At 43.4% G+C, this 15,453-nt stretch carries 12 protein-coding genes; 2 read left to right on the top strand and 10 right to left on the bottom strand.

What is annotated here, in order from left to right; all coding sequences use genetic code 11:
- Positions 1-17: 17 nt before the first annotated feature.
- The 10 genes from DB520_RS08855 to mce form a co-directional block, all read right to left on the bottom strand.
- The gene (locus tag DB520_RS08855) at positions 18-761 is read right to left on the bottom strand and encodes a hypothetical protein (RefSeq protein ID WP_114749320.1); all 744 of its coding nucleotides are present in this window, start codon (positions 759-761) and stop codon (positions 18-20) included.
- A complete protein-coding gene (locus tag DB520_RS08850) occupies positions 754-1,323 on the bottom strand; it encodes an RNA polymerase sigma factor (protein WP_114749319.1) in 570 nt (189 codons plus the stop codon). The genes DB520_RS08855 and DB520_RS08850 overlap by 8 nt, the downstream gene beginning before the upstream one ends.
- 169 nt (positions 1,324-1,492) lie before the next feature.
- Positions 1,493-1,867, bottom strand: coding sequence for a CoA-binding protein (locus DB520_RS08845; RefSeq protein WP_114749318.1), 375 nt, complete (start codon positions 1,865-1,867; stop codon positions 1,493-1,495).
- On the bottom strand, positions 1,864-3,462 hold the full coding sequence (locus DB520_RS08840; protein ID WP_114749435.1) for an NAD(P)/FAD-dependent oxidoreductase: 1,599 nt from the start codon (positions 3,460-3,462) through the stop codon (positions 1,864-1,866). Before DB520_RS08840 ends, DB520_RS08845 begins: the two co-directional genes overlap by 4 nt.
- Positions 3,463-3,673: 211 nt before the next feature.
- Positions 3,674-4,822 carry a hypothetical protein gene (locus DB520_RS08835; RefSeq protein ID WP_114749317.1) on the bottom strand — a complete coding sequence of 383 codons (1,149 nt, stop codon included), beginning with the start codon at positions 4,820-4,822 and terminating at the stop codon, positions 3,674-3,676.
- Positions 4,815-5,549 (bottom strand): DUF542 domain-containing protein, encoded by a 735-nt coding sequence (locus DB520_RS08830; RefSeq protein ID WP_114749316.1) that lies wholly within the window; start codon positions 5,547-5,549, stop codon positions 4,815-4,817. The genes DB520_RS08835 and DB520_RS08830 overlap by 8 nt, the downstream gene beginning before the upstream one ends.
- Before the next feature lie 285 nt (positions 5,550-5,834).
- A complete protein-coding gene (katG, locus tag DB520_RS08825; protein WP_114749315.1) occupies positions 5,835-8,105 on the bottom strand; it encodes a catalase/peroxidase HPI in 2,271 nt (756 codons plus the stop codon).
- A 421-nt stretch (positions 8,106-8,526) separates the two neighbouring features.
- Positions 8,527-9,183: a DUF2490 domain-containing protein gene (locus DB520_RS08820; RefSeq protein ID WP_114749314.1), complete on the bottom strand. Its 657-nt coding sequence runs from the start codon at positions 9,181-9,183 to the stop codon at positions 8,527-8,529.
- A 681-nt stretch (positions 9,184-9,864) separates the two neighbouring features.
- Entirely contained in the window at positions 9,865-10,887 is a 1,023-nt protein-coding gene (gene thiL, locus DB520_RS08815) for a thiamine-phosphate kinase (protein WP_114749313.1), read from the bottom strand.
- A gap of 149 nt (positions 10,888-11,036) precedes the next feature.
- The gene (mce, locus tag DB520_RS08810) at positions 11,037-11,498 is read right to left on the bottom strand and encodes a methylmalonyl-CoA epimerase (protein WP_232834891.1); all 462 of its coding nucleotides are present in this window, start codon (positions 11,496-11,498) and stop codon (positions 11,037-11,039) included.
- Positions 11,499-11,606: 108 nt separating this feature from the next.
- On the opposite strand from mce, the gene DB520_RS08805 reads away from it, so the two are divergent.
- Together DB520_RS08805 and DB520_RS08800 are read left to right on the top strand one after the other, a co-directional pair.
- Positions 11,607-11,933 (top strand): HesB/IscA family protein, encoded by a 327-nt coding sequence (locus DB520_RS08805; protein ID WP_114749312.1) that lies wholly within the window; start codon positions 11,607-11,609, stop codon positions 11,931-11,933.
- Between the two features lie 444 nt (positions 11,934-12,377).
- Positions 12,378-15,446, top strand: a complete 3,069-nt coding sequence (locus DB520_RS08800; protein WP_114749311.1) for a SusC/RagA family TonB-linked outer membrane protein — start codon at positions 12,378-12,380, stop codon at positions 15,444-15,446.
- Positions 15,447-15,453 lie beyond the last annotated feature (7 nt).

The raw sequence follows: 15,453 nt of genomic DNA, 5'->3' as shown, positions 1-15,453 counted from the left end.
GGCTCGACTTCATAAGGTTAGTTCTGTTGTTTTTCTCTTTTAGTTGTCTTAAAGGCGAAAAAGTCATTTTTCGCATCCTGAAGTTCGGAAAAGCCCTGATCCACCTTGCTAAAGAAATTTCCTATCTTTTCTACCTGGTTTTCTATGCCATCCACTAGGTCACCCTTGTCGGGGGCAAAGGCATATCCTCTGGAGACAATACGCACTTTGTATTCTACCTCACTCTCTTTTGGCAAGGGTTCGGGGGATATTAATTCCTCCACCAACAAATCCCCGAAGTCAACATCCACTAGCTCAATAGGGGGTAATGTTATCACTGGGGCTTCTACTCTTGAGGTTTTGGCTTCCTCCCCAATTGCTGCAAGGGGTGGCCTAGATTTATCCTTTTTGGGAGCGCTTCCTTTGGGTTCCGGACTTTCCGTTTTTAAAGTTTCCTGAACAGTATTTTCTTCCTTTTCTTCTGCTTCCAACTCCTCTGTTGGAGGTAAAACCAAGTTCTCATTTAAGTTGGGTATATCTTCATACTGGACTATATACTCCTCCACCCCGTTACTGTCAGAAAATTGATACCAGACAGCCCCTAGGCCAAAAATGATGGCCAGGCCTGCTGCCAGCTTACCAAAAAACCATCCTAACGGCTTTTTCCCTTCTTCCAGTCTGCCGGCCAGTTTTTCCCAGGCCTGAGGGTCAGGTGTTACCTCCATTTGCCCAAGCTTTTGGCGAAAGAGATCGTCAATGTTTTTCCCCTGCTTGTTATCCATGGTTATTCGTTTTGTCTATCGGTATTTTTGTTAACTTCTGTTTCAATAAGGCTCTTGCCCTACTGAGTTGTGATTTGGAGGTGCTTTCCGATATTCCCAAGAGGTCTTGAATCTCTTTATGGGAGTATCCTTCTATGGCATAGAGGTTAAACACTGTCCTATAACCCACCGGCAACTCCTCCACCATTTTAAGCAGGTCCTCTGCTTCCAGGTCATTGGGGTCTTCATACACCCCCAGACCCTCTTCCTGTCCATCGTAATTCACTTCCATGGAGAGATGTCTGTTTTTACGAAGGGTTAGCAGTGCCTGATTGACCATCACCTTTCTCATCCATCCTTCCAAGCTACCCTTGTTTTCAAATTGAGAAAGTTTATCGAAGATTTTCATAAATCCCTCAATCATCACGTCTTCCGCCAGGTCCCTGTCCTTGACATATCGGTAGCAAAGGGCCAAAAACTTTCCCGAATAAGCTTCATAGAGATGCTTTTGAGATTTTTTATCCCCCTTTAGACATCCCCTTACAATGGTTTCTTCTTCAGTAAAAGTTTTTCTGACAAACATTTCCAGGTGGTTTCAATAGTATAGATACATCCTATATAAAATAGGTTGCACATGGGTTGAAAAAAAAGTCGCTATTATCATGAAATTATCAAGCAAGACAAGAAAGCTAATCAAAAAATGTTGATTATCAAAAACTTACATTAATCTACACGAGTAAAGAAATCGCTTTTCAAAACTGGCCTGAACTTAAAAGCACCAAGGTGCATGCGGGCATTACAGAAATTCCCGCCGCTTTGGCCTTTTCAGCCAAGAAAGTGTTTTCCGTACCAGGGTTGAAAATAAGACGCTGGGGAGAAAGGGACAGGATGTAATCCACCCACTCTTCTTGGTTTTTTGGGCCTAAGTACAGCGTTACGGTATGTACATCTTCCACCTGCGGTTTTTTCCGGATGTCTAAAATCTTCTCGCCAAACACAACACCTTCCTTTATACCCACTGGAATGAAAGGCACTTTATTGTCGTGCAGCATTTTGGCAGCGGTGTAGGCATATCTAGTGGGGTTGGGGCTGGCTCCTATTATAACTGTTCTTTTTTTTCCATTCATCTTTTAGCGAGGTTAGGTCGTTTTTTATATATGGCCACCAATCGTTCGGCACAGCGTTCCCCATCCATTGCCGCAGAAACAATGCCACCCGCATAGCCAGCCCCTTCCCCGCAGGGAAAAAGCCGCTTGAGCCCGGGGTGCTCAAAACTTTCCCTGTCGCGAGGAATACGGACTGGAGAGGAGGTCCTGCTTTCCACCCCTATAAGCTGCGCCTCGTTGGTAAGGTATCCCTTCATTTTATTCCCAAACTGCAAAAAGGCCTCCTTAAGCCTCCACCCAATCTGTAGTGGCAAAACCTCCATCATATTTGCGGATTGCAACCCTGGCTGGTAACTTGTGTTCAAAAGGTCTTGACTGGTCTTTCCCTGTACGAAATCCATCAAACGCTGTGCAGGAGCCCTTTGTGTCATACCTCCCATAGCCCAGGCTTTTTGTTCCACCTCTTTTTGGAAATACATCCCTGCCAAGGGGCCATATTGTCTGTAATCCTGCAAATCCTCCACTTCCACGGCAGCCACTATTCCTGAGTTGGCAAACTTTCCGTCCCTGCGAGAGGGACTCATACCGTTTACAACAATCTCACCTGGCGCAGTGGCGGCAGGGACGATAAATCCTCCAGGACACATGCAAAAGGAAAACACCCCTCTTTGCTTTTCCTGGAATTGCGTTTGTTGGACAAGTGAGTAAGCCGCAGCAGGCAAGTAAGGACCCCGTCCCACCCCACATTTATACTGTATGCTGTCAATTAACCCTTGGGGATGTTCGATCCTCACTCCCAACGCAAATGGTTTTGCATGAATTTCCACACCTTTTTTTTGAAGGAGCTCAAATATATCCCTTGCAGAATGTCCTGTTGCCAAAATGACCCCCAAGCCTTTAAAGGAATCGCCTTCGTGGGTTTTAATTCCTGTCAGCTCTCCATTTTCGATAATAAAATCAACGACCTTGGTATTAAAATGGATTTCCCCTCCCGCTTCCAGAATGGATGCACGCAAGGCAGCTACGAGGATTGGAAGTTTGTTGGTGCCTATATGTGGGTGGGCTTCCACAAGGATCTGCTCTGATGCGCCATGTGCAACCAGAATTTCCATTATCCGGCGGACATCCCCCCTTTTTTTGCTTCTGGTATAAAGCTTGCCGTCGGAGTATGTGCCGGCACCACCTTCCCCAAAACAATAATTGGACTCCGTATCCACCACATGGTACTTGTTGATGGCAGCTAAATCCCTCCTTCTACTCCTCACGTCCTTTCCCCTTTCGAAAAGGATGGGCTTATGTCCAAGTTCAATGGCACGCAGGGCAGCAAAAAGACCAGCAGGCCCAGCCCCTACGATCAGGATAGGATCAGCATTGCAAACATTTGAATAGTCTTTATCTACATTCAACAAGGGGGAGGGGGCTTCGTCTATAAATACCGTCGCGGAAATATTGATTTTCACTTTTTTGCCTCTTGCATCTATAGAACGTCTGTCTTGACGAACATGAGCACCCTCATATGCAGGATCTATTCCCAATTGCCTCAGCGATTGGGAATGGATGAACATGCTGTCATGTGCCTGTTCGGGACTAAGGGTAAGCTGAATTTCTTTTTTCATACGGGAAAGGGAGTTATCCTTTAAACCATGGGTCAAACCATCTCGCAAAGATGATAAAAATCGGGCAAACCTCTGAAAAAAAAATTCTCCACTCACTCCCTTTTGTCCATAAATCACATTCCACTTTCTTGTGGCATTGGCCAACTATTTATTATATAATTTGAATATAAACTGTTAGAAACTTTATACACATAAAAAACAATTGGTTAACCTATCCGGCTAACTTTTTTTGGTGAATCCCGGATGAACCGGATTCGGCGACAGATTTTTTCAAATTACCGCTGTTGCATTCGGCACTCCTACTAATTAGGAACACCAAACTTCCCATTGCCAAAAACATGACGATTATGGCCCACCCGTTGATCAGGCTAAACATCACCCTTCCTTCCAAATTTCCAGATAAGCTGGCCCAAATCCTTCCTAAAAGGCTCACTTGAAATACACCCCAGCCTACCCATAGTAAGGGGTGAAAGGGCTGCTGGCGGATCTTCAACACAGCAGGCAAAATAATGGGAGCATGGGCCCAAATCATGGAAAAGGTAAAACCCAAGAAAAAGGTATGCAGGTAGAGGTCATAATGTAAGGCATGTTCCGGAATTAAAAACAGGATTAGCCCATGAATCAATAACCATACATACCCGGTAATAAGTCCAATTCCAATATATCTGAACAACCCGGCCTTCTTGGCTGCATATCTGGCCATGTCAAAAACCAACAACCACCCGGCGATTCCGCATACACTAATACCCATAACCCAAATCCCCCAAGTATGGAAGGGAACCCACATCCCTAAAAAAAAGACACCAAGTAAACTAGGCAGAAGCAGCCGGCTCCATGGAGGAAGCGGGAGAAATTTGCTCAGTTCCAAGCGTTCTCCCACAATGGTGAACAGAATAAAGCCTATCCACCAGGGCACACCCACTAACATAAAACCAGTGTTAGCAACCATAAAATTACCCAACACCCAACATAGGGCTCCAAAAAGCAACAGGTATTGGTCCAATACAGGATGCCTAAGACTCTGCACATACATAATGCCCACCAAACCAATGCTTGCCGCCCCTACCAAATAAATGGACAGTTCAGGCCATCCAAGCAAGATAGCAGGGATGGACAATCCGCTACATAGGGGAACGCAAAACCAAAACTTCCCTTTGATGACCAATGCACGCTCCAAAGAAATCAAGGTGCCCAAAAAGCCACCTACCATCAATAATCCATGTTGAGCCGCGGCATGCGGCACCAAAAATGCTGCATATCCCATCCTAAGCCACCCCCCGGCGATGCCAATGAGCAGACCTATAATCACCAGTGGGAATATATAGGCTGGTTTGAATTCCACTATTATCCTTCTAGTCATATACCAATTCCCCTTTTTTGCCCGACTGCAGTACTTTTGGAAAAAGTATATTGTTTTCCAGGTGCAAATGCTTTCGGAGGTTGTGGTCAAAATCCCTCAGCAGCCCCATGGCAATTTTATAGTTCTCATCCGCTTCCTTTGGGGACTGAAAATCCTTGGTTATACTCTTAATTTGTTGAAAACGCTCCCCCTCTCTTTCATGGTCCCGTATCATCCCCAAAATGGAGTTTCTAACCCCGTCAAAATGTGGGGCATCAAATTTCCGCAAACCCTTCTCATCCGGAGCCATCTTTCGGATATAAGGAAACAAAATCAACTCCTCCCTAGCCATGTGCTTTTCCAATTCCGCAGCTCCCTTCTCAAAAAGTCCCAATACTTGATAAAGCAATGTATAATCCTCTCCAGAAGAAAACAATAGTTTATTCAATACCTGTTTAATCACCGGAACCCTACTTCGGATATACCTGTGGTATTTCTGTACGATATAATCTACCAATAGCTCCACAGGCCAATACGTAAAATCAAAATCCCGCTCCGTTGGGGAATGGAGAAGGGCAAGCAACTTATTAAGAACCTGCTCAAGGTTCAGTTTTTTTCTTTTGCAAACTTGATCTAAGGTTTCCTGTCCCTGCCAGCTATAGGCTATACCCATCGCGGTAAATAGGGTGGATGTCCGGTAATCTTTGGATACGATTTCACTAATTGTTTTTGAAGCAAGATTTTTCATAACCGAAGCTATTAAAGGATATTTTTATCTTTTATTAGGGTTTACCCCTATCCCTATTGGGAATGTCAAAAGCAAAATTAATGGTTTTTTATTAAAGGACAAATTTATCCTTTATTATTTTATACTGGTATTTAGCATGAGCTGCTAATTCGATATAGATTTCTAGAAAAACTCATTTTCTTTTTGCCGCTGAAGCAATCCAACTTAATAAATCTGAGATTAGAACAAGAAAAAAGCCGATCCTTTCAGACCGGCTTTGTAAGTGGTGTGCAGCGAATGCACTATTTACTGATAGATCAGATCAAACCTGTCAAGGTTCATTACCTTGGCCCAGGCAGCAGAAAAGTCTCTTACGAATTTTTCCATGTTATCTAACTGACCATATACTTCCGCCAAGGCCCTAAGTTCGGAATTGGACCCAAAAATCAAGTCTGCACGTGTTGCCGTATATTTCACTTCTCCTGTTTTCCTGTCCTTTCCTTCAAACCTTTCATTGGTATCATCCATAGGCTTCCACTCTGTGCTCATGTCTAATAGATGAACGAAAAAGCTATTGGTCAATTGGACTTTTTCCTCTCCAAATCTTCCATGCCCTGAACCATCATAATTGGCGTTCATGGCACGCATTCCTCCCACAAGTACCGTCATTTCGGGTGCCGAAAGCGTCAGCAATTGCGCCTTGTCCACCAGTAACTCCTCAGTGGAAAGCGTATACCTGTTCTTTAGGTAATTCCGGAAACCGTCTGCCATGGGCTCCAAAAGGGCAAAGGATTCCACGTCGGTCTGCTCCTGTGTAGCATCCATACGACCTGGAATAAAGGTTACATCCAAGTCAAAACCGGCATTGGATGCGGCCTTTTCCACACCAGCATTACCAGCCAAGACAATGAGATCAGCTAATGACACCTTCTTGTCAGCGGTATTAGCATTGAAATCGGCTTGTATTTTTTCCAATACAGACAGTACCTTGTTCAATTGTTTGGGGTTATTCACCTCCCAATTCCTTTGGGGAGCCAGCCGTATCCTAGCCCCATTTGCTCCTCCCCTTCTGTCGGAGCCTCTATACGTAGATGCAGAAGCCCATGCAGTGGTCACCAACTCGGAAATGGAAAGTCCAGAGCTTAAAATACTGCTCTTCAAGGCCGCTATATCCTGGGAATTGATCAATTCATGGTTTACGGCAGGGATAGGGTCTTGCCAAATCAGGTCTTCTTTTGGCGCCTCTGGACCCAAATAGGTGCTTATAGGCCCCATGTCCCTATGGGTTAATTTGAACCAGGCTTTAGCAAAGGCTTTGTCGAATTCTTCCGGATTTTCGTAAAACCTTCTGGAGATTTTTTCATATACAGGATCAACCCTCAGGGAAAGATCCGTAGTCAACATGGTAGGCTTATGTTTTTTATCCTTATCGAAGGCATCAGGAAACATTACCTTGGGATCCTTGGCCACCCACTGATAGGCTCCTGCAGGACTTTTGGTAAGCTCCCATTCGTTCTCAAACAAACTCTTAAAAAAACCCTGCCCCCATTTTGTAGGAGTGGAAGTCCAGATCACCTCCAGCCCTGAAGTAATCGCGTCTGGTCCTTTACCGGACTTATAAGAACTCTTCCAACCAAAGCCCTGCTCCTCGATGGGGGCTGCCTCTGGTTCAGGCCCAAGGTGATCGGCAGTGCCTGCACCGTGGGTTTTTCCCAGCGTATGCCCTCCGGCGATCAAGGCCACCGTTTCTTCGTCATTCATTCCCATCCTCCCAAAGGTTTCGCGAATATCATGGGCAGCGAGCTCTGGATCCGGATTGCCTTCTGGGCCTTCAGGGTTCACATAAATCAACCCCATTTGTACAGCTGCCAAGGGATTTTCAAGTTCCCTGTCCTCCGAATAGCGCTTGGAATCATCTAGCCATTCTTTTTCAGCGCCCCAATACACGTCAAGTTCAGGTTCGTATACATCCTCTCTGCCACCAGCAAAACCGTATGTTTCAAAGCCCATGGACTCCAAAGCCACATTGCCAGTCAATATCATCAGATCCGCCCAGGAAATCTTGTTCCCATATTTTTGCTTTATCGGCCAAAGCAATCTCCTCGCTTTATCCAGGTTACCATTATCAGGCCAACTGTTTAGGGGAGCAAACCTCTGCTGTCCTGTCCTTGAGCCTCCTCTTCCATCACCGGAGCGATAGGTACCAGCACTGTGCCATGCCATTCGGATAAACAAGCCGCCATAGTGGCCAAAGTCAGCAGGCCACCATTCCTGGGAATCTGTCATTAAATCCCTCAAATCCTGTTTTAATCCCTCATAGTCCAGACTTTTGAATTCCTCAATGTAATTGAACTCCGAACCCATGGGGTTGGAAAGAGCAGAATTATGACGAAGTATATTCAGGTTAAGTTGGTTAGGCCACCACTCCTTGTTTGCGGTTGCCTTCATGGCAGAACTTCCTTTTTTAGTGGCACCTGACCAACCGTCTACTTGTTTCTCTTCCTTATTAATTTCTTGTGCCGATGCTATTGTAATTGCAGCACTTAGTAGATAAAATAACAGATATATTTTCTTCATGTGATTTTAATTTGTTTAACAATGTCCATATCTTGTCCCAACCTGCCCCTACTCCCATATTTATCAATAGCTAACCTAGTGTCCCAATGAATGCCAGTTTAATAATGCTCTATGACACATGAAATTTGGTTTATACTAAAATAGTGATTGATAAAGAACGAATGTAGTGGATTGCGACGGTCCAAGGAAATTGATTTTCTCGATTACATTATAGATAAAATCAATCACCTTTAAATTTTATTAGAAAAAAACTCTTTTTTATAGGGATAACTGTCTGTTAATTTGATCATTAGAATGAGGAATAAAAAAAGAGAAATCCCATATCTTAGGGAAGAATAAATTTTTCAGTTTCACCAAATCAGGCAGTACCTTTTTAGTACCCCCAAAAAAGGAAAATACATCATGGAACCCATGGCATTGGTTAAAAATTAAAGAAGCTTATAATATTCAATTGATTTCTCGAAAAGTTGGCGGTGGACTGATTCAACACCCCAAGTTCTGTTCGCACCTTGGGATTAAATCGGTAGCCAAGACCTGCGTATACCCTATTTCTGTCAAATTTTTCTGATTTTGTATTCATAAAGATCTCGTTATATGCAGATAGATAAATTGTATTATCTGTCATTTTAAGTTGGTTAAGCGCTACATTCATGCTCAAAAAGTACCTGAATCTTAACTTGAAATCATTCTCAAAAAACCGCTGTTCAAACCTATATCGATGTTGGATGGCAAATCTGTCAAAAAGTTGTCGCGTAATAAACTGTTGATAAATTCGGTTTTCCTCAAAGGTAGATTTAGCCTTGGGATCTTTAGGCAATTCCTCATTGTAAATATAAGCATACCCAAGGTGAATATTGTTATTGTTCTCGCTAAGATTATAACCAAACCCGGTTCTTAAGAGTAACTGATCCACATCCCCTATCATGTTAAAATTGCGGTACTGCACTTCATGGTGCCAATTCCAGTTTTTGTTTACTTTTTTATCCCCGAAATAAATGAGCCAATTTCCCAGATCACTGGATTGTGCCCAAAGCGAAATTGGCATAACAAGTAGAACCAGAAGGATGATTTTTTCCATGTTTTTAAAATTGTCTTTTCAGTGGTAATAACTTTCCCTGCACCGCAGGTTGGGGTGCCTGCCCCGTCCGGATAGCTATCGGGGTCGGGGAACTCGTCTAGGGAGAATCTCGCATTGCCCCGATAACCCGGTATTCTTTCGAAGGTGCGCCCCCCCTGTGAATATCCCGCCATGCTCGATTTCATTTTAGCAAAGTGATTTGCGATTTAATTTTCAACGCCTTTATTTAACCCTACATAATTTATAAACTATCCAGTTCATATTGCTCGGATATTACATCCAAGGTATAAAGGTCATTTAGAGGGTGATTTTACAGGCACTGATTTAGGCCCACCTAATCCCCATTTACTACTAAACTACTAAGGAAAAATGCCGCTCAAAGTAATTCATTGGGTAAATACCATTGCTCAGACAGTTGCCATTCGTTCATCTGTTTTTATTTAATTTCAATGGTCAGATAGCCTGTCCCTGCCTGCCCCGAACTTGTTTCGGGGAACTCGTTTCCGGGGAATCTCACATCTCCCTAAAAGGATAGCTATCGGGGGGCATCCCAGTGGGTGTCGTCTTCGTAATGCCTGCCGGTAGGCAGACCCGATTTCAATAAATATCTACCATACGCCTCATTTATAAAAACGTAAATGCTACCTGAAGGTTGATAAATACCATAAGTCTTAGGGACTGTTAAAAATGCTTCCAGCCTTGTGCTTTTAATCCTGCTGTTGTTCCACTTTTGGTGACGAGCAGTTTCCCTTCCTTAGGGTCTGTAATATAGCCGATAAAGTGTATGTCTGCATGTTTCTCCAACTTCTGGAAGTCATCTTGAGAAATGGTTAGCAGCAATTCATAGTCTTCCCCCCCATTGAGCACACAGGTAATCGGATCCAGGTTGAATTCCAGGGCAGTATCGTAGGTTTCCTTATGAATTGGAAGCTTATCCTCGTAAATAGCCACTCCCTTGTCGGAGGATTTACAGATATGAAAAAGCTCTGAGGCCAGTCCATCTGAAATATCCATCATGCTGGTGGGTCTCACTTGCAGTTCCCTTAACTCGTGGATGATATCCATCCTTGCATCGGGTCTCAGTTGCCTGCCGACCACATATTCGTACTTCCCCAATTCAGGTTGCATATTTGGATTGGATAGAAAAACTTGCTTGTCCCTTTCCAGGACCTGCAGTCCAACCAATGCCCCCCCCAAATCCCCGGTGACACAAACTATGTCATTCTTCTGAGCACCTGACCTGTAACTAATCAAATCCTTACTTACTTCGCCAATGGCTGTGATACTTATTACCAATCCTGATCTGGAGGTGGTAGTGTCCCCTCCCACAACGTCGAAATTGTAATGTTGAGCCGCAGCCTGTATACCTTGATAGAGCTCCTCCACTGCCTCTACCGAAAAGCGGTTGGATAAGCCCAGGCTTACGGTAACTTGCTTAGGTATAGCATTCATGGCCGCTATATCACTGATGTTTACTGCTATTGCCTTAAATCCCAAATGCTTAAGGGGACAATAGGACAAGTCAAAATGAACTCCTTCCAATAGCATGTCCGTGGTCACCACCATGAGTTTATCCCCAGCATTAATCACGGCAGCATCGTCACCTATACCCAAAACGGTACTTTCTTGTATTGGTGACAAGCCTTCGCTTAATTTCTCAATTAGTCCAAATTCCCCGATTTCGCCGATTTCAGTCCTTTTCATAAATTTTCAATTGTCTTTTTAGAGGTCACACCTGACTCCCGGCAGGTAGCTTGCCCCTTCCTGCCCCGAACTTGACTCGGGGAACTCGTTTCGGGAGCCTGCCCCTGCCTGCCACGTCCTGGTAGCTATCTGGAATGGGGAACTCGTTTTCATTGTTGTTTCAATTCCTGACAAAGCTCAATTAATACCCCATTGGTGGTTTTGGGGTGCAAAAATACAACCAATTTATTGTCGGCACCAATCTTTGGGGGATTTGTCAGCACCTCAAAACCCGATTTCTCCATTTCAACTGCGGCAAGTGCCACATCTTCCACTTTAAAGGCCAAATGGTGTATACCTGGTTTGTGTTTGGAAAGGAACTTTGCAATGGGGCTGTCCTCTGTCAAAGCTTGAAGCAGCTCCAGCTTGGTGTCCCCTGTTTGGAAGAAAGATACTTTCACGTTTTCCCCAGTTACCGTTTCTTCTTTGTACGGAGGTGCCCCAAGCAGCCTTTCAAAAAGCAAATTGGATTCAGGAAGGTTATCGACTGCTATTCCTACATGGTCTAATTTCATTTCAGATTGCTGTTGGTTCTGCGCATAAAGATAAGGTTTCAGGATTTGAAAAAACATCCAATAAAGGGATTGCGAAATAACTTTTCTGTATGTTGAATTTTTTATACCTTGAAAATGTTAGCAAATTGCAAGAGTAAATAAATTAAAAGTAAGGAGAGTAGCGATATGATCATTGTTTCTGAAAAAGCAAAAGAGAGGATTTTAGAACTTAAAAAAACAGAAAACAGGATGCCTGAAGAGAACATCCGTGTTTCCGTTAAAGGTGGTGGTTGCTCCGGGCTGATGTATGATTTGGGTTTTGACACCAAACTTACCGACACGGACCAAGTTTTTGAAGACAATGGTGTGAAAATCATTGTGGATAGAAAAAGCCTTTTATATTTAGCAGGTACAACTTTGGAGTTTACCGATGGTCTAAACGGAAAAGGGTTTCAATTCGTGAACCCAAATGCCAGCAGAACCTGCGGATGTGGAGAAAGTTTTTCTGTTTGACAAAACACCTCTTTTAAGAGTTAAGAAATTACTTATTTTTTCTTAAATAATTATATTTTTTGTTTAAAAAATCACTATTTTTATTTTCTATAAATATAGGTCATGCACAAAGTATATAGGCTTCAATTTTTATATTGTCCCTCATGAAATATATAATTTTGCCTCTTTTCCGGTTTAAATCATTAGCTTCATTGAAGAATTTTTTACGGAAATACCTAAATCCAGATTAAAGAATCACCTAAAATTAATATTCAAGTAGAATTTTCAGAAATTTCAGGGAGCCTATAAAGGAAGTTTCAAGAATGTGTTATAAATTCATGCCGAATACTATCACAGTTTTCCCGAAATCGCCTAGGATTCTTCATAAATACTGAAAAAAGCCATTAAAGTGTTTATATAAAAATCTTGTTAAAAAACCATTTATCCATATTATTTTAGAATCTTATGAAAAAAAGCTTACTAAGTATTGCCATTTTACTATTAATCCTGACGATGGAGTCAATGGCACAATCCAGAGAGGTGTCTGGAACAGTGATTTCTGCTGAGGATGATTTCCCATTGCCTGGGGTTAACGTCCGAATTAAAGGTACTACCCGGGGTACGATTACGGACATCGACGGGTCTTACACAGTCTCGGCGGATGCATCTGAAACATTGGTATATTCTTATATTGGGTTTTTGTCCCAAGAGGTTGAAGTTGGTGATCAAGAAAATATTGACGTTATCTTACAAACCGACGCCAAGACCCTTGGAGAAGTAGTTGTTGTGGGGTTTGGAAGCGTTACAAGGGGTGACCTAACCGGAAATGTTGCCTCCCTAAAGGGAGCAGAAATCCAGAACATTCCTGTCCCTACCTTCCAAGAAGCCATTCAAGGCAGAATGGCAGGCGTTTTTGTGGAATCCTCCAGTGGTAAAGTGGGTGAAGGAGTAAAAATCCGAGTAAGAGGAACCACCTCCATTTCCGGTGGCAATGAGCCCCTTTATGTGATTGATGGTATTCCGATGAATGCAGGAACAGGGATTGGACAGAGTAACCCTATGGCAGACATCAACTTTAATGACATTGAATCCTTCGAAGTGCTTAAAGATGCTTCTGCCGCGGCCATTTATGGTGCTCGGGCCTCCAATGGTGTAGTCTTAATCACTACCAAGACAGGAGCTGCGGGAAGAACTAAGTTCAATGTAGGCATACAAAGAGGGGTCAGTAGCCCCACTAGGAGAAATGAATTCCTAAATTCAGCCCAATATGTGGAACTGATGAGGGAAGCGGGTTACAATAACGATCTGAGAACAGGGATTGACCCCATCAACAACCCTGGAGACTACCCGGATTCCGATTTGGAATTTGTGGAAAGCAGGCTTGACCGCCATAGTGGGCACACCGATTGGAGAGATGGCAGCGTGGACACCGATTGGCAGGAGCAGGCATTCAATCCTGGTGCCGGGGTGACAAACGTCAATTTCTCGGCAAGTGGAGGGGATGAGAGGACTCGCTTTTATTTTTCCTCAGCCTATGACAAGCAGGACGGAATTATGATTCGTAACAACTTCGAAAGGATTTCCGGTCGCCTAAATTTGGACCATAAGGTTTCTGACAGGTTTAACATTGGAGCAAACTTCAGTTTGGCAAGAACGGAAACTACCCGACTTCCTGAGGATAACCAGTTCAATAATCCCATCCAGTTAGTGGCATTGGCACCTATCACCCCAATTCGGGACCAAGATGGGATGCTTTATGACCGGCCTGTAGCCACCTATTACAATAACCTTATAGACTCTGAAAATGCAGAGTGGTTAACTACAAGCTTTAGAAACATCAGTACCATTTATGGGGAATACCAATTCACGGATGACTTAAGATTCAGATCGGACTTTGCAGTGGATATCCTTAATCAGAATGATGAAAGGTTTTTTGGTTCTAGAACTATCACTGGTCAAGGCACTAATGGATTTGGAAGTTCAAGGTGGTTGAGGTTGTTTAACTACAACACCAACAACTATTTCACCTATACTAAAAATTTCCAGGAAAAGCACCAGGTAGAAGCAGTGGCAGGAATGTCTTTCCAGCGCTATGATGAAAACTTCACACAGGTGGATGGTCAGGAGTTTCCTTTGGATGCCCTGAGGACCTTGGCCTCTGCTGCCGAAATCACTGATGGTGAATCCACCCTTACTTATAATACATTCCTTTCTTATTTTACAAGGATAAACTATAAGTACGACGATAAGTACCTTTTTACATTCAGTGCCAGGTATGACGGATCCTCCCGATTTGGGGACAACAACAAATACGGGTTTTTTCCTGCTGCATCAGTGGGGTGGATAGCTTCGGAAGAAGATTTCCTAAAGGGAAAGGAAGGCTTAAGTTTACTGAAACTCCGGGCTTCTTATGGTTTAACCGGAAATGCGGAAATTGGCAACTTTGATCATTTTGGGTTATACGGACCTGTTTCTTACGGTTTGCTTCCAGGACTAAACCCTACACAGATCCCTAATCCCAACCTGACTTGGGAAACTACTGCGCAACTGGACATTGGAGTGGAGTTTGGGTTGTTTAGCGATAGAATCACAGGTGAGATTGACTACTACCATAAGGATACCCGAGACTTACTTTTGCTGGTTCCAGTTCCAGGTACTACTGGGTTCCGCTCTCAAAGGCAAAACATAGGTAGAATGGAAAACTATGGGGTGGAAGTAGTGTTGAATTCTGCCAATTATGCCAGTCAAAACTTCACATGGAACTCCAATTTTAACTTTGCCAGAAACATTAACCGTGTGAGGGAGCTTTCTGAAGATCAAACTTCAATTCCTCCCACCTCTTCTCGCTTTTTGAATGGCATATTTATCGGTGAATCCATTGGTGTATTCTACGGGCCAAAATATGCAGGAGTGGATCCTTCTAACGGGGATGCGTTGTATTATAGCAATGAAGAGCTCACCGAAACCACCAACGATTACAATGAGGCAGAAAGAATGGTAGTCGGTGACCCCAACCCTGCATTTATAGCGGGCATCAACAATACATTGACGTATAAAAACTTTGACATGTCTTTCTTGTTCCAGGGAGTATTTGGAAATGATATTTACGAAGGTGGTGGAGGATTTTATGCTGCTAATGGGGATTGGTTTGACAACTCTACACTCAGGCAATTTGACAGATGGCAAAACCCTGGGGATATTACGGATATCCCTCAGGCGCGACTTGGTGCCTGTAATGGTTGCAACGCCTCCAGCAGGTACATTTCTGATGGCAGCTATGTGAGATTAAAGACCCTCACCTTCGGCTATAATATTCCCTCCAATGTGGTGGAAAGGATGAGACTAAACACAGTGAGGATTTATTTCCTAGCACAAAACCTCCTTACCTTCACCAATTATTTGGGATGGGATCCAGAGGTTAATGCGGATTACCTGGGTAGCACCACGCAAAACCAAAATGTGTTTCAGGGCAATGACTTTTATTCTGCCCCGCAGGCTCGGACATTTTCTCTAGGAATTAATGTAGGATTTTAATCATTAA

The sequence above is a fragment of the Pleomorphovibrio marinus genome (genome assembly GCF_003347495.1).
GTDB lineage: Bacteria > Bacteroidota > Bacteroidia > Cytophagales > Cyclobacteriaceae > Pleomorphovibrio > Pleomorphovibrio marinus.
The sequence above is the reverse complement of the archived record's forward strand: the minus strand, read 5'-3'. Positions and strand labels throughout refer to the sequence as shown.